Source organism: Pseudomonas sp. TWR3-1-1 (assembly GCF_049896545.1).
GTDB classification, from domain to species: Bacteria; Pseudomonadota; Gammaproteobacteria; order Pseudomonadales; family Pseudomonadaceae; genus Aquipseudomonas; species Aquipseudomonas weihenstephanensis.
Genome location: NZ_JAFCUO010000002.1, coordinates 41,180 through 62,190 on the forward strand (window position 1 = coordinate 41,180; position 21,011 = coordinate 62,190).

Annotated in this window: 16 protein-coding genes, 1 tRNA gene and 1 pseudogene; 15 read left to right on the plus strand and 3 right to left on the minus strand. The window is 57.2% G+C overall.

Translation table 11 applies throughout. The features are described 5' to 3' along the window. Window positions 1–96: 96 nt before the first annotated feature. The 3 genes from ACP7A4_RS05700 to ACP7A4_RS05710 are packed head-to-tail and all read left to right on the plus strand — an operon-like array spanning window position 97 to window position 4,220. Window positions 97–1,371 (plus strand): YeaH/YhbH family protein, encoded by a 1,275-nt coding sequence (locus ACP7A4_RS05700; protein WP_059765271.1) that lies wholly within the window; start codon window positions 97–99, stop codon window positions 1,369–1,371. After that, on the plus strand, window positions 1,368–2,930 hold the full coding sequence (locus tag ACP7A4_RS05705) for a SpoVR family protein (RefSeq protein ID WP_048364228.1): 1,563 nt from the start codon (window positions 1,368–1,370) through the stop codon (window positions 2,928–2,930). The genes ACP7A4_RS05700 and ACP7A4_RS05705 overlap by 4 nt, the downstream gene beginning before the upstream one ends. Before the next feature lie 60 nt (window positions 2,931–2,990). Continuing rightward, the gene (locus ACP7A4_RS05710; RefSeq protein WP_426245941.1) at window positions 2,991–4,220 is read left to right on the plus strand and encodes a multifunctional CCA addition/repair protein; all 1,230 of its coding nucleotides are present in this window, start codon (window positions 2,991–2,993) and stop codon (window positions 4,218–4,220) included. Between the two features lie 111 nt (window positions 4,221–4,331). Here the strand turns inward: ACP7A4_RS05710 and folK are convergent, their stop codons facing one another. Both folK and folB read right to left on the minus strand, forming a co-directional pair. Beyond that, the gene (gene folK, locus ACP7A4_RS05715; protein WP_426245943.1) at window positions 4,332–4,868 is read right to left on the minus strand and encodes a 2-amino-4-hydroxy-6-hydroxymethyldihydropteridine diphosphokinase; all 537 of its coding nucleotides are present in this window, start codon (window positions 4,866–4,868) and stop codon (window positions 4,332–4,334) included. Continuing rightward, the gene (gene folB, locus ACP7A4_RS05720; RefSeq protein WP_203301924.1) at window positions 4,859–5,212 is read right to left on the minus strand and encodes a dihydroneopterin aldolase; all 354 of its coding nucleotides are present in this window, start codon (window positions 5,210–5,212) and stop codon (window positions 4,859–4,861) included. Before folB ends, folK begins: the two co-directional genes overlap by 10 nt. Window positions 5,213–5,286: 74 nt before the next feature. Here folB and plsY point away from each other — a divergent pair, with 74 nt between their 5' ends. Then, window positions 5,287–5,856, plus strand: coding sequence for a glycerol-3-phosphate 1-O-acyltransferase PlsY (gene plsY, locus ACP7A4_RS05725; RefSeq protein ID WP_426245946.1), 570 nt, complete (start codon window positions 5,287–5,289; stop codon window positions 5,854–5,856). A gap of 52 nt (window positions 5,857–5,908) precedes the next feature. Here the strand turns inward: plsY and tsaD are convergent, their stop codons facing one another. After that, a complete protein-coding gene (tsaD, locus tag ACP7A4_RS05730; RefSeq protein ID WP_048364223.1) occupies window positions 5,909–6,934 on the minus strand; it encodes a tRNA (adenosine(37)-N6)-threonylcarbamoyltransferase complex transferase subunit TsaD in 1,026 nt (341 codons plus the stop codon). A gap of 198 nt (window positions 6,935–7,132) precedes the next feature. Here tsaD and rpsU point away from each other — a divergent pair, with 198 nt between their 5' ends. From rpsU to ACP7A4_RS05785, 11 genes and pseudogenes are all read left to right on the plus strand, one after another. Beyond that, window positions 7,133–7,348, plus strand: a complete 216-nt coding sequence (gene rpsU, locus ACP7A4_RS05735) for a 30S ribosomal protein S21 (protein ID WP_002551877.1) — start codon at window positions 7,133–7,135, stop codon at window positions 7,346–7,348. Window positions 7,349–7,820: 472 nt separating this feature from the next. After that, window positions 7,821–9,770: a DNA primase gene (gene dnaG, locus ACP7A4_RS05740; protein ID WP_059765279.1), complete on the plus strand. Its 1,950-nt coding sequence runs from the start codon at window positions 7,821–7,823 to the stop codon at window positions 9,768–9,770. Between the two features lie 67 nt (window positions 9,771–9,837). Continuing rightward, on the plus strand, window positions 9,838–11,685 hold the full coding sequence (rpoD, locus tag ACP7A4_RS05745) for an RNA polymerase sigma factor RpoD (protein WP_048364221.1): 1,848 nt from the start codon (window positions 9,838–9,840) through the stop codon (window positions 11,683–11,685). A gap of 133 nt (window positions 11,686–11,818) precedes the next feature. Next, window positions 11,819–15,190, plus strand: a complete 3,372-nt coding sequence (locus tag ACP7A4_RS05750; RefSeq protein ID WP_426245949.1) for a bifunctional diguanylate cyclase/phosphodiesterase — start codon at window positions 11,819–11,821, stop codon at window positions 15,188–15,190. A 15-nt stretch (window positions 15,191–15,205) separates the two neighbouring features. Continuing rightward, a tRNA-Ile gene (locus ACP7A4_RS05755) sits at window positions 15,206–15,282 on the plus strand. A 177-nt stretch (window positions 15,283–15,459) separates the two neighbouring features. Next, window positions 15,460–16,375, plus strand: a pseudogene (locus tag ACP7A4_RS05760) (hypothetical protein). Between the two features lie 135 nt (window positions 16,376–16,510). Next, the gene (locus tag ACP7A4_RS05765) at window positions 16,511–17,062 is read left to right on the plus strand and encodes a hypothetical protein (RefSeq protein WP_426245951.1); all 552 of its coding nucleotides are present in this window, start codon (window positions 16,511–16,513) and stop codon (window positions 17,060–17,062) included. A 3-nt stretch (window positions 17,063–17,065) separates the two neighbouring features. Beyond that, window positions 17,066–17,506 (plus strand): type II toxin-antitoxin system YafO family toxin, encoded by a 441-nt coding sequence (locus ACP7A4_RS05770; RefSeq protein ID WP_059765289.1) that lies wholly within the window; start codon window positions 17,066–17,068, stop codon window positions 17,504–17,506. Window positions 17,507–17,822: 316 nt separating this feature from the next. Next, window positions 17,823–18,275: an Lrp/AsnC family transcriptional regulator gene (locus ACP7A4_RS05775; RefSeq protein ID WP_048364213.1), complete on the plus strand. Its 453-nt coding sequence runs from the start codon at window positions 17,823–17,825 to the stop codon at window positions 18,273–18,275. A gap of 171 nt (window positions 18,276–18,446) precedes the next feature. Continuing rightward, window positions 18,447–20,129, plus strand: a complete 1,683-nt coding sequence (locus ACP7A4_RS05780) for a flavin monoamine oxidase family protein (RefSeq protein WP_426245954.1) — start codon at window positions 18,447–18,449, stop codon at window positions 20,127–20,129. A gap of 71 nt (window positions 20,130–20,200) precedes the next feature. Continuing rightward, window positions 20,201–20,995 (plus strand): carbon-nitrogen hydrolase family protein, encoded by a 795-nt coding sequence (locus ACP7A4_RS05785; RefSeq protein ID WP_059765293.1) that lies wholly within the window; start codon window positions 20,201–20,203, stop codon window positions 20,993–20,995. Window positions 20,996–21,011: the final 16 nt, after the last annotated feature.

Consider the following 21,011-nt stretch of genomic DNA (forward strand, 5'->3'; position numbering starts at 1 on the left):
AGCAGCAGGCTGCACGTAAAAAGCGCATAAGCCCCACACCGGGAGCGCTTCAACTTGCAGCTTGCCGCTCACCCCTTGAAGCTGCCCGGAGGGCTTATGAGCTATGTGATCGATCGACGCCTCAACGGCAAGAACAAGAGCACGGTAAACCGCCAGCGTTTCCTGCGCCGCTATCGCGACCACATTAAAAAGGCCGTCGAAGAAGCGGTCGGTCGGCGCTCCATTACGGACATGGAGCATGGCGAACAAATCAGCATTCCAGGCCGCGATATCGACGAGCCTGTGCTCCATCATGGCCGTGGCGGCAAGCAAACCGTCGTCCACCCCGGCAACAAGGAGTTCACCAGCGGCGAACATATCCAGCGCCCGCAAGGCGGCTCAGGCGGTGGCGGCGGGCCTGGCAAGGCGGGCAACTCCGGTGAAGGCATGGATGAGTTCGTGTTCCAGATCACACAGGAAGAGTTCCTCGAATTCATGTTCGAAGACCTCGAACTGCCCAACCTGGTCAAACGCAACCTGACCGGCACTGACACCTTCAAAACCGTACGCGCGGGCATCAGCAATGAGGGTAACCCGTCCCGCATCAACATCATTCGCACCCTGCGCTCAGCCCACGCGCGGCGTATCGCGCTGACGGGCAGCAGCCGTAAAAAGCTTAAAGATGCCAAAGCTGAACTGGAGCGACTTAAGCGCGAAGAGCCTGACAACTTCGGCGATATCAAAGAAATAGAGAGCGAAATCGAGAAACTCAGCGCGCGGATTCATCGCGTGCCGTTCCTCGACACCTTCGACCTCAAGTACAACTTGCTGGTCAAACAACCCAACCCCAGCTCCAAAGCCGTGATGTTCTGCCTGATGGACGTTTCCGGCTCCATGACGCAGGCCACCAAAGACATCGCCAAGCGCTTCTTCATCCTGCTGTACCTGTTTCTGAAACGGAACTACGACAAGATCGACGTGGTGTTTATTCGTCACCACACCAGCGCCCGTGAAGTAGACGAAGAAGAGTTCTTCTATTCCCGGGAAACCGGCGGCACCATTGTGTCCAGCGCACTCAAACTGATGCAGGAGATCATGGCTGAGCGCTACCCCACCAACGAATGGAATATCTACGCCGCCCAAGCGTCCGACGGCGACAACTGGAACGACGATTCCCCCATTTGCCGCGACATTTTGATCAACCAGATCATGCCGTTCGTGCAGTACTACACTTACGTGGAAATTACCCCACGCGAGCATCAGGCACTCTGGTACGAGTACGAACGCATCAGCGAGGCGTTTAGCGACACCTTCGCCCAGCAGCAATTGGTCTCGGCCGGCGATATCTACCCGGTCTTCCGTGAACTCTTCCAGCGCAGGTTAGTGACATGACCGCCAAAGAGAATAAACGCCATCCCATCTCCACTGGCTCAGAGTGGACCTTTGAACTGATTCAGGCCTATGACCGTGAGATCGGACGCCTGGCCGAACGCTATGCGCTGGACACCTACCCCAACCAGATAGAAGTCATCACCGCTGAACAAATGATGGATGCCTACGCCTCCGTAGGCATGCCGCTGGGCTATCACCATTGGTCCTATGGCAAACACTTCTTGAGCACCGAGAAGTCCTACACCCGTGGGCAGATGGGGCTGGCCTACGAAATCGTCATCAACTCAGACCCGTGCATCGCTTATCTGATGGAAGAAAACACCATCTGCATGCAAGCGCTGGTGGTCGCACACGCCTGCTACGGCCACAACAGCTTCTTCAAGGGCAATTACCTGTTTCGCACCTGGACCGACGCCAGCTCGATCATCGACTACCTGGTGTTCGCCAAGCAGTACATCATGCAGTGCGAAGAACGCCACGGCATTGATGCTGTTGAAGACCTGCTCGACTCCTGCCATGCGCTGATGAATTACGGGGTCGATCGCTACAAACGGCCGTATCCGATTTCTGCCGAGGAAGAGCGCCGCCGGCAAAAAGACCGCGAAGAGCACCTGCAAAAACAGATCAACGATCTGTGGCGCACCATTCCCAAAGGCGCAGACAAGTTCAGCGAAAAAGACAACGCTCGCTTCCCCGATGAACCGCAGGAAAACATTCTGTACTTCATCGAAAAACACGCTCCGCTGCTGGAGCCTTGGCAGCGCGAGATCGTACGAATCGTTCGCAAAATCGCTCAGTATTTTTACCCGCAGCGCCAAACCCAAGTCATGAACGAAGGCTGGGCTACCTTCTGGCACTACACGCTGATGAACGACCTCTACGATGAGGGCCTGGTGACCGAAGGCTTCATGATGGAGTTCCTCACGTCCCACACCAGCGTCGTGTTTCAACCCGGCTTCGACAGCCCTTACTACAGCGGTATCAACCCCTACGCGTTAGGTTTTGCAATGTACCGCGACATCCGGCGTATCTGCGAAGCACCCACCGAGGAGGATTATCACTGGTTCCCGGACATGGCCGGCAGCGACTGGCTGTCGAGTATCAAGTTCGCCATGAGCAGCTTTAAGGACGAGAGTTTTATCCTGCAATACTTGTCCCCAAAAGTGATCCGCGACCTCAAGCTGTTCAGCATCATGGACGACGATCAGAAAGACGACTTGCTGGTCCCGGCCATTCATGACGAAAACGGCTACCGCATCATTCGCGAAACCCTGGCCGCTCAGTACAACCTGGGCAATCGCGAACCCAACGTGCAGATCTGGAGCATCGACCGGCGCGGTGACCGCTCGCTCACCCTGCGCCACCAACAACATGACCGCAAACCCCTGGGCGAGTCCACCGACGAAGTCCTCAAACACCTGCATCGTCTGTGGGGCTTTGATATCCACCTCGAAACCCTGCAAGGCGATCAGATCATGAAAGTCCATCATGTGCCGCCCAAAGGCGAGCATGGCGAGATGGACTACGCGCGACTGGATCTAAGCGCCCTCCACCTGTGACACAAGGGCCTCCGTTTGTGCGGCGCAGCGGTTATCCTGTCGCGCTAACGGAGGTTTTTTATGCAGATCTATAAAGTCGGCGGTGCAGTACGTGATCGCTTGTTGGGCAAACCGGTCACCGACATCGACTGGGTGGTGGTAGGCGCCAGTGCCGAGCAGATGCTCGCCAAAGGCTTTCGCCCTGTAGGCTCCGACTTCCCGGTGTTCCTGCACCCCAAGACGGGTGAGGAGTACGCGCTGGCCCGCACCGAGCGCAAAAGTGGTCATGGCTATGGCGGTTTTGTGTTTCATGCCAGCCCCGACGTCACCCTCGAAGAAGACCTGATTCGCCGCGACCTGACCATCAACGCGATGGCTGAAGATGACGCAGGCAATATTACCGACCCGTATCATGGCCAACAGGATCTGGAAGCCCGGTTATTGCGTCACGTTTCACCCGCATTCGCCGAAGATCCGCTGCGAGTGTTGCGCGTTGCACGCTTTGCTGCGCGCTATGCCGGGCTGGGTTTCAAGGTGGCTGCCGAAACCCTGGAACTGATGCGCCAATTGTCTGCCTCAGGCGAACTGCAAGCCCTGACACCCGAGCGCTGCTGGAAAGAAATCTCCCGCGCACTGATGGAAGACCACCCACAGGTATTTATCGAAGTGTTGCGCAGTTGCGGCGCACTGCACGTGCTGTTACCTGAGGTAAACGCACTGTTTGGCGTCCCGCAGCCCCCTGCCCACCACCCCGAAATAGACAGTGGTGTTCACACCCTCAGCGTGCTCGAACAAGCCGCGCGGCATCATCAGCCCCTGACCGTGCGTTGGGCGTGTCTGCTGCATGACGTGGGCAAAGGGCTGACCCGCGAGAGCGAATGGCCGCGGCACATCGCCCACGAGCACAAGGGACAGCGTCTGATTAAAGCCATCAATGAACGCTTTAAAGTGCCTCGGGACTGTCAGGAATTGGCCATGTTGGTCGGCGAATACCACACCCACGGCCATCGCGCGCTTGAACTCAAGGCATCGACCTTACTGGAGTTGTTGCAACGTTTTGACGTGTACCGTCGGCCGCAACGCTTTGAAGAGTTCATTGTGGCGTGCGAGATGGATGCCAAGGGACGGTTGGGGCTGGAAAATCGGCCTTATCCTCAAGCGGACTACCTGCGAGGAGCGGCACAGGCAGCCCTGAGCGTCGCCGTCCAACCCCTGCTTGAACAGGGTTTCAAAGGCCCGGACCTGGGAGAGGCTCTCAAGCGCGAGCGACTCAAGGCACTGCAAGCCTACAAAGACGCCGCCAAAAACTGACGCCGAAACAGGTTGCCACTACCTCGGACGCAAAACCTGTCGCTGACGCGTCATACGAGGCTGCTTGCGGGGGTGATGCTACCCGCGCGCAGCCTCGCGCCTCGACAGCGACTACAACAACGGACAGGGGGGCAGCATGTTTGCCGGCGTCAACGGCACACCGCGCCATTCGAATGCGGCGGGTACGAGCACTTGGTCGATTTGCGCGTCTGCCCACATTTGGCCCAGCGTTTTACCTGTACCCGGATGAACCCTTTCCGTGGCCATTAGCGACAGCGGCCATAGCACGAAGGCATTGGTGAGAACTTCAGCGCGCGGCAAGATCAACCCGTCGAAATTGCCCGTGAGGTCACCGTAAAACAACACGTCGATATCCAGGGGCAAACCTTTGCGATCCTGAGCATATCGTCCGTTATCCGCTTCGATAAGTTTCAAACGTCGACTCAGCTCAGGCAACGAAAGATCCGTTTCAGCCGACACTACAAGGTTGAAAAAGGGTCCGCTTTTGATCCCCACCGGCTGACTTTCAAACACCGGCGAGCACTTCACGCCCCGAAGAAAACCCGCTAGTGCATCAAGACCTGCGCGCAAATGCGTTTCGCGCTCGACATTGCTGCCCAGCCCGAGAAAGACCTGAGTTAGCGACATCCGCGCTCTATCTCCACACCCACCCCAGTGGCCGCCGCAACGGCACCCGGTTTGGTCAATTTGAGATGCAGCCAGGGAATATTAAATTCGTTCATCAACACCTCGGCCAAACGCTCGGCAAAGGTTTCAACCAACTGGAATTGAGCCTGGTCGGCAAATGCCTGAATACGCGCCGACACACTGGCGTAGTCCAATGCCAGTGTCAGGTCATCCCCCGCAGCAGCCGGGCGGTTGTCCCACGCAAAATTCAGATCAAGGCGCAAACACTGACGGATGCCACGCTCCCAGTCATAAGCACCGATTACGGTGTCAACTTCCAGGCCTTCGATAAACACTCTGTCCAAGCACTCTTCTCCGCAGCACGACAAGGGCGCAATGCGCCGTTAGAATCAGGGCGTCCTCGCCCGGAATAGTTAGCATGTTTTGGTTACTGGCGATTATCGCCTACCTGCTTGGCTCGCTGTCCTTCGCCATTTTGCTCAGCCGCCTGACCGGTAACCCCGATCCGCGAATGAGTGGTTCAGGCAATGCGGGCGCGACCAATATGTTGCGCCTGGCCGGTAAAAAACTGGCCATCCTCACGTTGCTCGGCGACCTGTGCAAAGGCTTGCTGCCTGTCTTGCTCGCCAACCAACTCGACCTCGCACTCCAGCAACAAGCCTGGATCGGCGTCTGCGCCGTCATCGGCCACATGTACCCGGCCTTCTTCCGCTTCAGGGGCGGAAAAGGCGTCGCTACGGCTGCTGGCATGCTGCTGGCACTGTACCCGCCCGCTGCCCTGCTGGCCGTAGCTGCGTGGCTACTGACCTTTCAACTCACTCGCACCAGCTCACTCGCCGCCCTGATTGCCACCCCTCTGACCCTGCCATTACTGGCCTGGCAAGAACCCGCCGCCCTGCTGCCCATGTGCGCACTGACCGCACTGATTGTGTGGCGCCACCGCGGCAATTTACGCGACCTGCTGGCCGGGCGCGAACGGCATTTCTGAATGAGCCAAATGAAAAAAGCTCATATTCGGCAACGGCCGGGCCCGCTCAACCTCACAGCGGACTCAGTTGCTCCATTGGCCAGCGCGCCTGCACGCTGATTGCCAGGCTTTCGTGCTGACCGGCCTGCAAACGCTGGCAACCTGCAAACGCAATCATCGCGCCGTTGTCTGTACAGAACTCAGGACGCGCATAGAACACGTTGCCATTCATCTCGCCGAGCATTTTCTCCAGCGAAGCGCGCAACGCCGTATTGGCACTCACGCCACCCGCAATCACCAGACGCTTCATGCCCGCCTGCTTGAGCGCGCGCTTGCACTTGATGGTTAAGGTTTCGACCACGGCCTGCTGGAACGCCAGCGCGATATCGCTGCGCGTTTGCTCACTGTCATCGCCCGCCGTAACGCAGCGCTGCCATGTGTTCAAGGCGAAGGTTTTCAAGCCACTGAAGCTGAATGCAAGGCCCGGACGGTCCGTCATCGGGCGCGGGAACACAAAGCGCCCCGCAACCCCGTGAGCGGCCAGACGTGCGATTTCAGGACCGCCTGGATAGTTGAGCCCCATCATCTTCGCAGTCTTGTCGAACGCCTCGCCTGCGGCGTCGTCGAGCGTCTCGCCGAGCAACTCGTATTGACCGATGCCATCCACGCGCACCAGCTGCGTGTGACCGCCCGAGACCAACAAAGCGACGAACGGGAACTCGGGGGGCTGCTCCTCCAGCATAGGGGCCAGTAAGTGGCCTTCCATGTGGTGCACGCCCAGTGCCGGAATGCCCCAGGCAAAAGCCAGTGCCTGAGCACACGAAGCCCCGACCAGCAAGGCCCCGACCAACCCCGGACCCGCCGTGTAGGCGATAGCGTCAATCTCTGTGGGCACGCAGTCTGCCTCGGCCAGCACCTGACGAATCAAGGGCAGCATGCGTTTGACGTGATCGCGTGACGCCAGCTCCGGCACCACACCGCCATAAGCGCGGTGCAGGTCGATCTGACTGAACAGCGCATCGGCTAAAAGCCCGCGTTCACTGTCGTATAGCGCGACGCCGGTTTCGTCGCAGGAAGTTTCTAATCCCAGTACTAGCATGGGTTTGCGCCTTGTAGAGGCTAAATTCGAAGGCGCGCATAATAGTCGCCACTACCGCCCCCGGCCAGCGGTTTTCGATCAGAGGCTTTGCATTCCGGGCGATGAGGGGTTAACATCCGCAACCCTTAAAAACCGACGTCTTCCAACGCGATTTTGCCTTGAGACGTTGACCCCGGTAATGAATGAAGGTAGCTCTGGATGCCAGCCGTCAAAGTAAAAGAGAACGAACCCTTCGACGTAGCTCTGCGTCGTTTCAAGCGCTCCTGCGAAAAAGCCGGTGTACTGGCTGAAGTTCGCAGCCGCGAATTTTACGAGAAGCCGACTTCTGAGCGTAAGCGTAAGGCAGCAGCTGCTGTTAAGCGTCACGCGAAGAAAGTTCAGCGCGAGCAGCGCCGCGCCGTTCGTCTGTACTAATACACAGACGTTCGTTGCACGCTTCTGCCAAGCCCGGCCTAAAGCCGGGCCGTAGGCAGTTGCAGCAAGTTACACGCACTATCGTCAAGGCCGCAGATGCGACCGCGACAAAAGCTACACACGTCAGACCTGGCCTATAAGCCAGCGGTGCACGTCTTTACTGACGAGCCTTTCAAGGCTACCGACGAGCACACACCTCTGATTTTCCTTAAAGACGATCAGCCCAAGGCATTTCTCCCCTGCCTGCTTATGAGCTATCCGAGACCAGCCATTGGTCAATGCCGGACTCAGAGCGTGACATTTTCGAACCCATTCACTCAGATTTAAACCCGAGTCTACGGAGCTTCGACAGATACACTTCCCGACATGACTGAGCAGACGCCACACGTTCGAGCAGCGCTTTCGCCTGCACGCCCTGATGACCAAGCCCATTTATTCGGCTATTTTTTTGCGCTGAGATGACGAGAACGCTATGGCAGGGTTAATCCCCCAGAGCTTTATTGACGACCTTCTGAACCGCACCGATATCGTCGATGTCGTCAGCTCACGCGTGCAAATGAAGAAAGCAGGCAAAAACTACACCGCCTGCTGCCCCTTCCACAAAGAAAAGACCCCCTCCTTCAGCGTCAGCCCGGATAAACAGTTTTATTACTGCTTTGGCTGCGGCGCAGGGGGTAACGCTCTCGGCTTCATCATGGACCACGACAACCTGGACTTCCCCCAGGCCGTCGAAGAACTGGCCAAAGCCGCAGGCATGGAAATCCCCCGGGAAGAAAGCGGTCGCCCGCACAAACCACGCCAGCCGACCGATTCCCCGCTTTACCCGTTACTGACCGCTGCCGCCGACTTTTACCGTCAAGCCCTGAAAAGCCACCCGGCGCGTAAATCGGCTGTGGAGTACCTCAAAGGTCGCGGCCTGACAGGCGAGATCGCCCGCGACTTCGGACTGGGCTTCGCCCCACCCGGCTGGGACAACCTGTTCAAGCACCTGAGCAATGACACGCTCCAGCAAAAAGCCATGATCGATGCAGGCTTGCTGGTCGAAAACGCAGAGACCGGCAAACGCTACGACCGCTTTCGCGATCGCGTGATGTTTCCGATCCGCGACAGCCGTGGCCGCATCATCGCCTTCGGTGGCCGCGTACTGGGCGACGACAAACCCAAATACCTGAACTCCCCGGAAACCCCGGTCTTTCACAAAGGCCAGGAACTGTACGGGCTGTTCGAAGCGCGAAAATTCAATCGCAGCCTCGATGAAATTATCGTGGTTGAAGGCTATATGGACGTTATTGCACTGGCCCAACAAGGGCTGCGCAATGCCGTTGCAACACTTGGCACCGCGACCAGCGAAGAGCACATGAAACGTCTGTTTCGCGTAGTGCCCAGCGTATTGTTTTGCTTTGACGGCGACCAGGCAGGCCGCAATGCCGCCTGGCGCGCGCTGGAAGCCACGCTGCCCTGCTTGCAAGACGGCCGCCGGGCACGCTTCCTGTTTTTGCCCGAAGGCGAAGACCCGGACACCCTGGTGCGATCCGAAGGCAGCGATGCATTCAAGGCGCGAATCAATCAGCACGCTCAGCCGCTGGCCGACTACTTCTTCCAGCAACTGAGGGAAGAAACCGACCCGCGCTCGCTTGAAGGCAAGGCCCACATGGCCACGCTGGCAGCGCCGCTTATCGATAAAGTGCCCGGCGCCAACCTGCGCAACTTGATGCGTCAGCACTTAAGCGAAATAACCGGTCTCAACAGCGAAGCGGTCAGCCAACTGGCGCAAAGTGCTCCTCCACCCGCGCAACCCGCCTACGACCCCGGCATTGATTACGACGCCATGCCGGATTACAGCGACTTCCAGCAGCCAGACGCCTACATCCCCCAACAGGAATGGACGCCGAAAAAAACCGGCGCTGGCGGCAAAAAGTGGGAAAACAAACCGTGGGACAAAAAGGGCAAGCGTGGCGGCGAGCGCGAACAGGCGTGGATCCCCGTGGGCGTTGAACCGCCCACCCTGACCGCCCTGCGCACACTGCTGCATCACCCTCAACTGGCTAAAAAAGTTGAGGATGCCGAGCACTTTGCAGCCGAAGATCAGACGAACAACCAGCTATTGATTGCACTGGTAGAGGCCGTACAGAAAAATCCTAAGCTAAGCTCTATCCAGTTACTGTCGCGCTGGCACGGCACTGAACAGGGTCGCTTACTGCAAAGGCTGCTGGAAAAGGAGTGGCTAATTGATGCCGATAACCTTGAACAACAGTTTTTCGACACCATAACAAGCTTGTCAGCTCGTCAACGCGAGCGAAATTTAGAGCAACTTCTTCGAAAAGCACGTCAAGGCGAGCTCAGTAGCGAGGAGAAAAATCAGTTACGCGACCTCCTAAGTCGCAATAATCCTGCATCAAACCCGACCTCAACTGGCGCGTGAGGTCATAGCTAAGGTATAATCCTCGGCTTGTTTTTTGCCCGCCAAGACCTTCAGTGGATAGGGTGTTATGTCCGGAAAAGCGCAACAGCAGTCTCGTATCAAAGAGTTGATCACCCTCGGCCGTGAGCAGAAGTATCTGACTTACGCAGAGGTCAACGACCACCTGCCCGAAGATATTTCAGATCCGGAGCAAGTGGAAGACATCATCCGCATGATTAATGACATGGGGATCCCCGTACACGAGAGTGCTCCGGATGCGGACGCCCTTATGTTGGCCGATGCTGACACCGACGAAGCCGCTGCTGAAGAAGCAGCCGCAGCGTTGGCGGCAGTAGAAACCGATATCGGTCGCACTACCGACCCTGTACGCATGTATATGCGTGAAATGGGCACGGTAGAACTGCTGACACGCGAAGGCGAAATTGAAATCGCCAAGCGTATTGAAGAAGGCATCCGTGAAGTGATGGGCGCAATCGCGCACTTCCCTGGCACGGTTGACCATATTCTCTCCGAGTACACTCGTGTCACCACCGAAGGTGGTCGCCTGTCTGACGTCCTGAGCGGTTATATCGACCCGGACGACGGTATTGCGCCGCCCGCAGCCGAGATTCCGCCTCCTGTCGACCCCAAGGTGAAAGCCGAAGGTGATGACGAAGAGGACGATAAGGAAGAGGCCAGCGAAGAAGAGGAAGAGGTCGAAAGTGGCCCCGACCCAATCATCGCGGCACAGCGCTTTGGCGCCGTTTCCGATCAGATGGAAATCACTCGCAAGGCCCTGAAAAAGCACGGTCGCGACAGCAAGCAGGCAATTGCCGAGCTGGTTGCCCTGGCTGAGCTGTTCATGCCAATCAAGCTGGTCCCGAAGCAATTCGAAGGCCTGGTTGAACGTGTTCGTAGCGCCCTGGAGCGTCTGCGTGCACAAGAGCGAGCCATCATGCAGCTGTGTGTACGTGATGCACGTATGCCGCGTACCGATTTCTTGCGCCTGTTCCCGGGCAATGAAGTCGACGAAAGCTGGAGCGACGCGCTGGCCAAAGGCAAAAGCAAATACGCTGAAGCCATTGGTCGCCTGCAACCGGACATCATCCGTTGCCAGCAAAAGCTGTCGGCCCTGGAAGCTGAAACCGGCTTGAAGATTGCCGAGATCAAGGACATCAACCGTCGCATGTCGATCGGTGAGGCCAAGGCCCGCCGCGCGAAAAAAGAGATGGTTGAAGCCAACTTGCGTCTGGTGATCTCCATCGCCAAGAAGTACACCAACCGTGGCTTGCAGTTCCTCGACTTGATCCAGGAAGGCAACATCGGCTTGATGAAAGCGGTAGACAAGTTTGAATACCGCCGCGGCTACAAATTCTCGACTTATGCAACCTGGTGGATCCGTCAGGCGATCACTCGCTCGATTGCCGACCAGGCCCGCACCATCCGTATCCCGGTGCACATGATCGAGACGATCAACAAGCTCAACCGTATTTCCCGTCAGATGTTGCAGGAAATGGGCCGTGAACCGACCCCGGAAGAGCTGGGTGAACGCATGGAAATGCCTGAGGATAAAATCCGCAAGGTATTGAAGATCGCTAAAGAGCCGATCTCCATGGAAACCCCGATCGGTGATGACGAAGACTCCCACTTGGGTGACTTCATCGAAGACTCGACTATGCAGTCGCCCATCGATGTCGCCACGGTTGAGAGCCTTAAAGAAGCGACACGCGACGTACTCGGCGGCCTCACAGCCCGTGAAGCCAAGGTACTGCGCATGCGTTTCGGTATCGACATGAATACCGATCACACCCTTGAGGAGGTTGGTAAGCAGTTCGACGTGACCCGTGAGCGGATTCGCCAGATCGAAGCCAAAGCGCTGCGCAAGCTGCGCCACCCGACGAGAAGCGAGCATTTGCGCTCCTTCCTCGACGAGTGATCCCAAAACCCCCGGCCCTGCCGGGGGTTTTGCTATGTGCCCGCCACACGCTTCGCCTTCTTTTTCCCTCTGCACATCCTCGCGCCCTGCCCCCGTCTACACTCGACTCACCCGAGCGTAGAGCGAGACGCGCATGCCCCGACTGATAGCCCCCCTCTGCTTACTGTTCATCGCCTGGACGGCAACGGCAAACGCCCTGACGCTGACCGATGAAGAACGCCAATGGCTGGATAACCACCCTGAGCTGCGCCTGGGGATCGATGCTACGTGGCCGCCTTTCGAATTCCGCGATGACAAAGGTCTCTACACCGGTCTTGCTGCGGACTACGTGCAACTGATTAAAGACCGACTCGGCGTAACGATAAAACCCGTGGAGCCGTACAGCTGGAGCAACGTGCTAACGCTGGCCAAAGAGGGCAATCTGGATTGGCTGCCCGGCATCATGTCGACCCCCGAGCGGCAAAAAAGCCTGGCCTTTACCCGCCCCTACCTCGACTTCCCGATAGTGATCCTGGCGCACAAAGGCGGGGCTTCACCAAAAACCATCAAAGACCTGTACGGTTTAAAAGTCGCAGTGGTTGAAAACTATGCCCCCCACGAGCTGCTTCAGGCCCAACACCCCGACCTGAATCTGGTGGCACTGCCCAATGTCAGCTCCGCATTGCAAGCATTGGCCACCGACCAGGTGGATGCGATGGTCGGCGATCTGGCCTCCAGTGTGTGGAGCTTGCGCCAACTCAAACTGGATGGTTTGTACGTCAGTGGCGAAACGCCCTATCGCTATCAATTGGCAATGGCCGTGCCTAAAGATCAAACCGTCTTGCTGCGCCTGCTCGATAAAGTCATGGCTGATATAAGCCCAGGCGAACTCCAGGCCATCCAGGAACGCTGGATCGGCAACACTAACGACTACGGCTCCCTGTGGCGCGGCGTGCTGCTCTATGTATTGCCGGGCATCCTGTTGTTGGTCAGCGTCTTGGTGGTGGTAATTCGGATCAACCGACGCCTGAGCTCCGAAATTTCCCGCCGTATCGCCCTTGAACAAGAACTGCGTAGCAGCGAATACCGCTACAGAGGGCTGGTCGAGAGTCTGTCGGCTATTGCATGGGAGGCGAATCTGGATGACTACACCTACACCTACGTGTCCCCTCAAGCCGAAGCGTTAATTGGTTACCCGCTGGCAGAATGGTTAGTACCAGGTTTCTGGGCCAAAATCGTTCACCCCGATGACCTGGAGCGAACCCAAGCTTTCTGCAACCAGGAGATCAGCGCGGGCCGCGACCACAGCATCGACTATCGCGTACTCACCGCTGACGGCAGAACCCTGTGGCTACGCGACATCATCAGCCTCACCCACCACAACGAAAAACCCGTTCTGCGCGGCCTCATGATCAACATCAGCGAAGCCAAACACACCGAAGAAGCCCTACGCCTGTCGGAAGAGAAGTTCGCCAAAGCCTTTCACGCCTCCCCCGATGGCTTATTGTTGAGCCGCCAAAGCGATGGCCTGCTGATCGAAATCAATGAGGGTTTCAGCCGGCTGAGCGGCTACGACACGGCCAGCGCGCTGAACCGCTCATCCCTGGACCTGAAGATTTGGGCCGACCTGCACCAGCGCAATGAATTATTGGCATTGCTGAAACAAAATGGCTTTGTCCGGGATTTCAGGTGCAACCTGCGGCACAAAAGTGGCCGCATTCGCTTGTGCGAAGTTTCCAGCCGTCCGCTGATGATAGGCCGCGAAGCGTGCATGCTGACCATCGCCCGCGACATCACCGAACGCCAACACATGCAGGAAAAACTGCAACAAACGGCCACCGTCTTTGAAAGCACGGCCGAAGGTATTTTATTCACCGACCCACAGCAAAAAATCACCGCCGTAAACCGCGCCTTTAGTGAAATCACTGGCTACAGCGAACGTGAAGCATTAGGCCATACGCCCCGGATACTTGCCTCCGGCCAGCACGACAGCGCGTTCTATGCCGCGATGTGGCACCAACTCACAAGTGAAGGCCACTGGCAGGGCGAAATTTGCAACAAACGCAAAAATGGTGAGTTTTACCCCAGTTGGATGACCATCAGCGCGGTGCGCACTACCGAAAATATCGTGACCCACTTTGTGGCCGTGTTTGCCGACATTTCCAGCCTCAAACACGCCCAGGCGCGCCTTGACTATCAAGCCCATCACGACCCGTTGACCGGTTTGCCCAACCGCTTATTGTTCGAAAACCGACTGCAACACGCCCTCAACGAGCACAGTGCACAAGGAAAATGCGGCGCCGTCCTGTTTCTGGATCTCGATCGTTTCAAAAACATCAACGACAGCCTGGGCCATCCCGTCGGCGATCTTTTGCTCAAGGGCATCGCAGCGCGCCTGAAAGAGCAATTGCGCGATATCGATACCGTCGCCCGCCTGGGCGGCGACGAATTCATCATCCTGCTGCCAGGCCTGCACCAACCCCACGATGCCGAGCTGATTGCCGACAAGCTGCTGACGTGTTTCAACGCGCCCTTCGCTGCTGGCGAACACGAACTGTTTATCAGTGCCAGCATCGGCACCAGTGTTTACCCGGAGGACGGCAGCGACGTTGCCACACTGGTTAAAAACGCCGATGCCGCCATGTACCGCTCCAAACTCAAAGGCCGCAACCGTGTCGAGCGCTACACCCACGACCTCACCTCACAAGCGCGTGAGCGCGTGGTGCTTGAGCAAGAGCTGCGGCGCGCCCTAGAACGCAATGAGCTGTCCCTGTTCTATCAACCCAAAATCAGCCTGCTTGATTTCACGCTGGTGGGCGCCGAAGCACTGATTCGCTGGACTCATCCCACGCTGGGCGTTATCCCACCCGAGCGCTTTATTCATCTGGCCGAAGAAAACGGCATGATCATCCAGGTGGGCGATTGGGTACTGGAGCACGCCTGCGCGCAACTAAACATCTGGAATCAGGGTTACGAACCTTTTGGCCCGGTGTCGGTTAACCTTGCCGGCGCCCAGTTGCACCAGCCTCGCCTTGTCGCACGCATCCGTCAGTTACTCAACAGTCACGGCTTGAAACCCGACTGCCTGCAACTGGAGATCACTGAAAACTTCATCATGAGCCAAACCGAAGAAGCGCTTAAAGTGCTGCACCAACTCAAACGCCTGGGCGTGCAACTGGCCATCGACGACTTCGGCACCGGTTACTCTTCGCTTAGTTACCTCAAGCGACTGCCGCTGGACACCCTGAAAATAGACCAATCCTTCATCCGCGGGCTGCCGGACGACCCACATGACGCAGCCATCGTGCGCGCAATCATCGCCTTGGGTCGCAGCATGCAATTCACCGTCATTGCAGAAGGCGTAGAAAACCTCGCCCAACAAGACTTCCTGGCCCAGGCAGGCTGCGAGCAAATTCAGGGCTACATCGTCAGCGTGCCTTTATCGGCAGAAGAATTCGCTGCGACATTTCTTCGTATCCCTATTTCAGACTTTTCGGATAGCACTGTAGAGAAACCATCGTTATAATCCGCGACCTACTGAGGGCCTATAGCTCAGTTGGTTAGAGCAGGGGACTCATAATCCCTTGGTCGTAGGTTCGAGTCCTACTGGGCCCACCATACTCAAAGCCGCGCACTGCGCGGCTTTCGTGTTTCTGGGGTTTGAAAAGTTGAAGCCGGAACATTGCAAAAAAGTGGTTCCGTCCAAGATTTGTCCAATTTCATTTTTGGATAGCTGGACTCACAGCCAATTTTTCGTCAGGTTCGGGTCTTCGTCCGGCTTGGTAAAGCCCGCCCCTGGTTTCGTTCTGGAGTACTTACCAGCTGGTCGCGGTGGCCGATGCCCCGAGCGGCGCAGGGATCTGCGACGACTTCCGCCCGCGCTATGCAGTCGACATCGAGGTCATGGGGCCAGACGGCGAGCCAGACACCCAACTGCCTACCTTGGCCGGAGTCCCGCTGCCGCTGCCCACAGGCGGTGAGGAAATGGGCATCTAGCCTTCCCCGAAGAAGGCACCCAAGTCGTGGTGTGCTTCGCCTACGGCCTGCCGCACAAGCCCTACATCCAAACCATTCTCCAGCACGGCCTGAGCATGCCCAAAGTCCCGAAAGGGGATCAGGTCTGGCAACACAGCGAAGCGTGCCAGCAGCGGGTCGATGCCGACGATAACTGGCTGCGCCAAACCGATGGCAAGATCCAGGACAAAGCGATCGAGCGCGAAGTCGAAGCCCTGGACTACACCGAGACCTTCCAGAACCACACCAGGACGGTAGACGACCATTCAACCGAATCAGTGGGCGGAATCAAGAAAATAGAAGCGCTGGGCGCGCTCAAGCTGCTATCGGGCAGATCTGCGAGCCTGGCGACTGTGGATGATCTGCACCAAGCGACCGGCCGGGACTTCAATATAGTGGCGGGGCGCAAGCACAACGCCACCGTGGGTGGCGACATGCAGGAACGAATCGAAGGGCTGCGTAAAAGCGTGGCGGGGGTTAGCCAACGGTTGGTAGCCCCCAAAAACTGGATCGGGTCGGAAACGTGAACCTGTTCCAGGTGGTGTGTGATTTGCTCGATCTGGTGCAACAGATGAACACGCAACTGGCCGGGCATACGCATGGGCCGACGCCATTGCCCAGCAATGCGGCAGCATTTACCGCCAACGCGGGTATGGCCACGCTCATGGAGGGGGTGTTAAAAACCATTACCTTGTGAGTCCGTGAAGCCTTTTCAATACGCAGCAAACTAACCTGCTATTACGCCCATCGGAGGGTGGTGGCAAAGCCCGATCAACAATGAAATGATTAGCGCATTCAGCTGCCATGCGACACGCAGCAAAGGACATCAAGAATGACTACGAAATTACCCCCACAAAAGCAAAATGCGTTACGGGACACTGTTTCTACAGCGTGCCTTATGCTGGCATCTGCTTGTTTCTTTACCGCAGACCTGAACGCTTCAGGGGCCCAACTACAACCGTACTCAGAAACGATCTTGTCTCAGCTTGAGTCCTCTAGCTCCAAGCGAGAGTTGTTGGACACACTTCCTCAGTTCCTCACAGCGGTGGAAGAGCTTAACGTCACTTTGGATCGCCTATACAACGGGCCGTTGCAGGTGAAGGTTCTTGATGCACTCGAGATCAAATATCGACTGTCAGAAGCTCTGCTCAGTCAGATACTGTCCCTTCTAAAACCTTACAGGGGCAATAGTGATTTAGGGGCTGACGGCGGCGACAAACTGCTGACTGCCATTGCCGAGGCTCGTTACAAGGCCGATAGAAACCTGCATCAGATCCGTCAAGCCTCGACGCCTTCTAAAACCTTTATCAGTGTTATAGACCCTAATGGTCTTGTTGCCCTGGCAAAACAGGGTCGAGCGGTCGCAACGAACTACAGTTCTTAATCTATGGAGCCAGTAGACGTCTGCTTTCATCCAGCCACCTACGATCTTTTTTTCAAGCCTCTTGAGGTCAGCCATCCAGATCTGATGAATGTACTGCTTGATGACTTCCGCCGTTATCAACAGTCCATGCGCGAAGACCTTCCCCACTATTTCGGGTATGACGCAGAGTATGGCTCGCCCCGCGAAATTGCCGGGTGTATTGAGCATATTCACCTGTGCATCCCGCCTCGCACCTTCAAGAAGCGGCAGCGACAAATGGACCGAAAGTGCCGCATGGGTGAACCTGAGAATGACGTAGCGCTGGTTTACGCACGTGGCCTAATGGAATACCACAAGTTTTGCATCATCGGGATACTCATGCCCGATGCTCACCAGCAGAGCCGAAATAATGAATTGATGTTGTACCTGGGGCGCCTCGGTCGAGAATTTCGATACGCCAACTGACCTCACTAAACCGCCTGCGTCCCTAGTCCTCAAGTAAGGGCTTTTTTACATCGGTCGAAACTTGGGTGGCTCCACCCAGTCACTCCAATGTCCGGCTGGGTCAGCGGTTAAAAAATCGCATCAGCAATAAAAAACCAAAGAAAAAGCACTTATCCCCCTCCCGCAGACGGACTTTGCCTAGATTTTTTGTGCAAACCCGAGGGCTAGTGCAATCACACCCCCAGACCGCGCCCTGTATGAGTCCTCCGCTGGACGCTCCCACCCTCAAGCGCTGTACCATGGCCGACCCATATTGCTGACGTCATTGGAGCCTCTCTTGCCAGACATTCGCCCGCCCGCACTGGATGAAATTGACCGACAGTTGATTGCCGCTTTGCAGCTCAATGCCCGTGAAAGTGTGGCAATGCTCGCCCGTCAGTTGGGCATCGCACGCACGACCGTGACCTCGCGGCTGGCACGGCTGGAAAAAAACAACGTGATTACCGGGTATGGCGTTCGGCTGGGGCAACGCCTGATTGATGGCGGACTGCAAGCGTATGTGGGGATCACTGTTCAACCGCGCTCAGGCAAGGAGGTGGTCAGGCGATTAAGTGCTATGGCGCAAGTGCAGCAACTGTGTGCGGTCAGCGGTGAGTTTGATTATGTGGCGTGGCTGCGCAGCGAATCCCCAGAGCAACTGGATCAATTGTTGGATCAGATCGGCAGCGTCGAAGGTGTCGAGAAAACCACGACCTCGATCATTCTCAGCAGCAAAGTCGATCGCGGATAAGCCTTTTTATCTGTCGCGCACTGCATTTCGCCTACAGCTTTCGTCATAACGCCTAAAAACAAAGCATAACGACGACACTTTGCGTCTTATTTATGTGTTGCGCGCTCCCTATCATGTTGCCTGTATTTTCCTATACTCAGCGTTATGCGCGGGTCGCCAGCAAGGTCAGCCATGAACAAGAATAATCGCCACCCCCATGATGGCAAAAAACCAGTCACGATTTTCGGCCCGGACTTCCCGTTTGCCTTCGATGACTGGATTGAACACCCGGCAGGTTTGGGCAGTATTCCCACGCACAAGTTGGGCGCGGAGGTGGCGATTGTCGGGGCAGGCATGGCCGGGATGGTTGCGGCGTATGAACTGATGAAGCTGGGCCTCAAACCCGTGGTGTATGAAGCCTCGAAAATGGGCGGGCGTCTGCGCTCCCAAGCCTTCGAGGGCAGCGAGGGGGTGATCGCCGAATTGGGCGGCATGCGCTTCCCGGTGTCCTCTACCGCGTTTTACCACTACGTCGATAAGCTGGGGCTTGAGACCAAACCTTTCCCCAATCCGCTGACACCCGCGTCCGGCAGCACGGTGATCGACCTCGAAGGCCAGACCTTCTACGCACAAAAACTGGCCGACTTGCCTGCGTTATTCCAAGAAGTTGCGGATGCCTGGGCGGACGCGCTGGAAGAAGGCTCGCGCTTTGGTGACATTCAACAAGCGATCCGTGATCGCGACGTCCCGCGTCTCAAAGAACTGTGGAATACCCTCGTTCCCTTGTGGGATGACCGCACGTTCTATGACTTTGTGGCCACCTCCAAAGCGTTCGCCAAACTCTCGTTCCAACACCGCGAAGTGTTTGGCCAGGTCGGTTTCGGCACCGGCGGCTGGGACTCCGACTTCCCCAACTCGATGCTCGAAATCTTCCGCGTGGTCATGACCAACTGCGATGACCATCAGCACCTGGTGGTGGGCGGCGTTGAGCAAGTACCGCTGGGCATCTGGCGCCATGCACCGCAGCGTTGCGCCCACTGGCCTGAAGGCACCAGCCTCAGTTCGCTGCACCACGGTGCTCCACGCACGGGTGTCAAAGCGATTTCGCGCACAGAGGACGGGCAGTTTTCTGTCACCGACATCCTGGGTGTAACCCGCCCTTACGAAGCGGTCCTTGTGACCTGCCAAAGTTGGCTGCTGACCACCCAGATCGAATGCGAAGAATCGCTGTTCTCGCAAAAGATGTGGATGGCTCTCGACCGTACGCGCTACATGCAATCGTCCAAAACCTTCGTCATGGTTGACCGCCCGTTCTGGAAAGACAAAGACCCTGACACCGGTCGCGACCTGATGAGCATGACCCTCACGGATCGCCTGACCCGTGGCACCTATCTGTTCGACCATGGCGACGATAAACCGGGCGTCATTTGCCTGTCGTACGCGTGGATGAGCGATGCGTTGAAAATGCTCCCCCACCCCGTTGAAAAACGCGTGAAGCTGGCACTCGATTCACTGAAAAAAATCTACCCCAAGGTCGACATTGCCAGCCGCATCATCGGCGACCCGATCACCGTGTCATGGGAGGCCGACCCGCACTTCCTGGGTGCCTTCAAAGGTGCGCTACCTGGCCACTATCGCTACAACCAGCGCATGTATGCGCACTTCATGCAGCAGGACATCCCCGACGACCAACGCGGGATCTTCATTGCAGGGGACGATGTGTCGTGGACACCGGCATGGGTTGAAGGCGCAGTACAGACGTCATTGAACGCCGTTTGGGGCATCATGACCCACTTCGGCGGTAACACCCATGCCGACAACCCTGGTCCGGGCGACGTGTTTCACGACATCGGCCCGATCGCCCTGCCGGACTAATTTGAAACACCTGTGTAGGCGCCCGCTTGCTCGCGCCTGCACACATGCACACATGCACACAGGAGAACCCCATGCGCGTCGCCCTTTACCAATGCCCACCGCTGCCGCTGGACGTTGCCGGTAACTTGCAGCGCCTGAGTCTCGTCGCGCAGCAAAACAACGGCATTGATCTGCTGGTGCTGCCCGAAATGTTCCTCACGGGTTACAACATTGGCGCAGAGGCTGTGGCCCGATTGGCACAAGCCCAAGACGGCGACGCGGCCCGGCAGATTGCAGAGTTGGCCAAAGCCTGCAACATGGCCATCGCCTATGGCTACCCCGAGCGCGACGCGCTGGGCAGCATTTATAACAGCGTGCAATTGATCGATGCCCACGGCCAGCGCGTGCTCAACTACCGCAAAACCCATTTGTTTGGCGAACTCGACACAAACATGTTCTGCCCGGGTCCCGACGCGTTTCCCGTCATCGAACTCAATGGCTGGAAGCTCGGCGTACTGATTTGCTACGACCTGGAGTTCCCGGAAAACACCCGTCGTCTGGCACTGGCGGGGGCTGAGTTGATCGTGGTGCCCACCGCCAACATGGAGCCCTACGAGTTCATCGCCACTGTCACCGTGCGCAGTCGCGCGTTCGAGAATCAGTGCTACGTCGCCTACGCCAACTACTGTGGTCACGAAGGCGATATTCGTTACTGCGGGTTGAGTAGCATCGCCGCGCCCGATGGCACGCAAATCGCCCTGGCTGAGCAGGATGAAAGCCTGATCAGCGCCACCCTTGAGCACCAGCACATGACTGCCGCCAAGGCTGGGAACAACTACCTGGCCGACCGCCGGCCTGAACTTTACCGTGCGCTGAATGCGCGCTGATTGCTCGTAATCCGCT

What these genes read in the sequence shown, in the direction of transcription:
- ACP7A4_RS05700 (WP_059765271.1), top strand. Translation starts at nt 97, where the DNA reads ATGAGCTATGTGATCGATCGACGCCTCAACGGCAAGAACAAGAGCACG.
- dnaG (WP_059765279.1), top strand. Translation starts at nt 7,821, where the DNA reads ATGGCAGGGTTAATCCCCCAGAGCTTTATTGACGACCTTCTGAACCGC.
- plsY (WP_426245946.1), top strand. Translation starts at nt 5,287, where the DNA reads ATGTTTTGGTTACTGGCGATTATCGCCTACCTGCTTGGCTCGCTGTCC.
- ACP7A4_RS05770 (WP_059765289.1), top strand. Translation starts at nt 17,066, where the DNA reads ATGGAGCCAGTAGACGTCTGCTTTCATCCAGCCACCTACGATCTTTTT.
- ACP7A4_RS05710 (WP_426245941.1), top strand. Translation starts at nt 2,991, where the DNA reads ATGCAGATCTATAAAGTCGGCGGTGCAGTACGTGATCGCTTGTTGGGC.
- ACP7A4_RS05750 (WP_426245949.1), top strand. Translation starts at nt 11,819, where the DNA reads ATGCCCCGACTGATAGCCCCCCTCTGCTTACTGTTCATCGCCTGGACG.
- rpoD (WP_048364221.1), top strand. Translation starts at nt 9,838, where the DNA reads ATGTCCGGAAAAGCGCAACAGCAGTCTCGTATCAAAGAGTTGATCACC.
- folK (WP_426245943.1), bottom strand. Translation starts at nt 4,868, where the DNA reads ATGTCGCTAACTCAGGTCTTTCTCGGGCTGGGCAGCAATGTCGAGCGC.
- ACP7A4_RS05705 (WP_048364228.1), top strand. Translation starts at nt 1,368, where the DNA reads ATGACCGCCAAAGAGAATAAACGCCATCCCATCTCCACTGGCTCAGAG.
- tsaD (WP_048364223.1), bottom strand. Translation starts at nt 6,934, where the DNA reads ATGCTAGTACTGGGATTAGAAACTTCCTGCGACGAAACCGGCGTCGCG.
- ACP7A4_RS05780 (WP_426245954.1), top strand. Translation starts at nt 18,447, where the DNA reads ATGAACAAGAATAATCGCCACCCCCATGATGGCAAAAAACCAGTCACG.
- ACP7A4_RS05785 (WP_059765293.1), top strand. Translation starts at nt 20,201, where the DNA reads ATGCGCGTCGCCCTTTACCAATGCCCACCGCTGCCGCTGGACGTTGCC.
- rpsU (WP_002551877.1), top strand. Translation starts at nt 7,133, where the DNA reads ATGCCAGCCGTCAAAGTAAAAGAGAACGAACCCTTCGACGTAGCTCTG.
- ACP7A4_RS05765 (WP_426245951.1), top strand. Translation starts at nt 16,511, where the DNA reads ATGACTACGAAATTACCCCCACAAAAGCAAAATGCGTTACGGGACACT.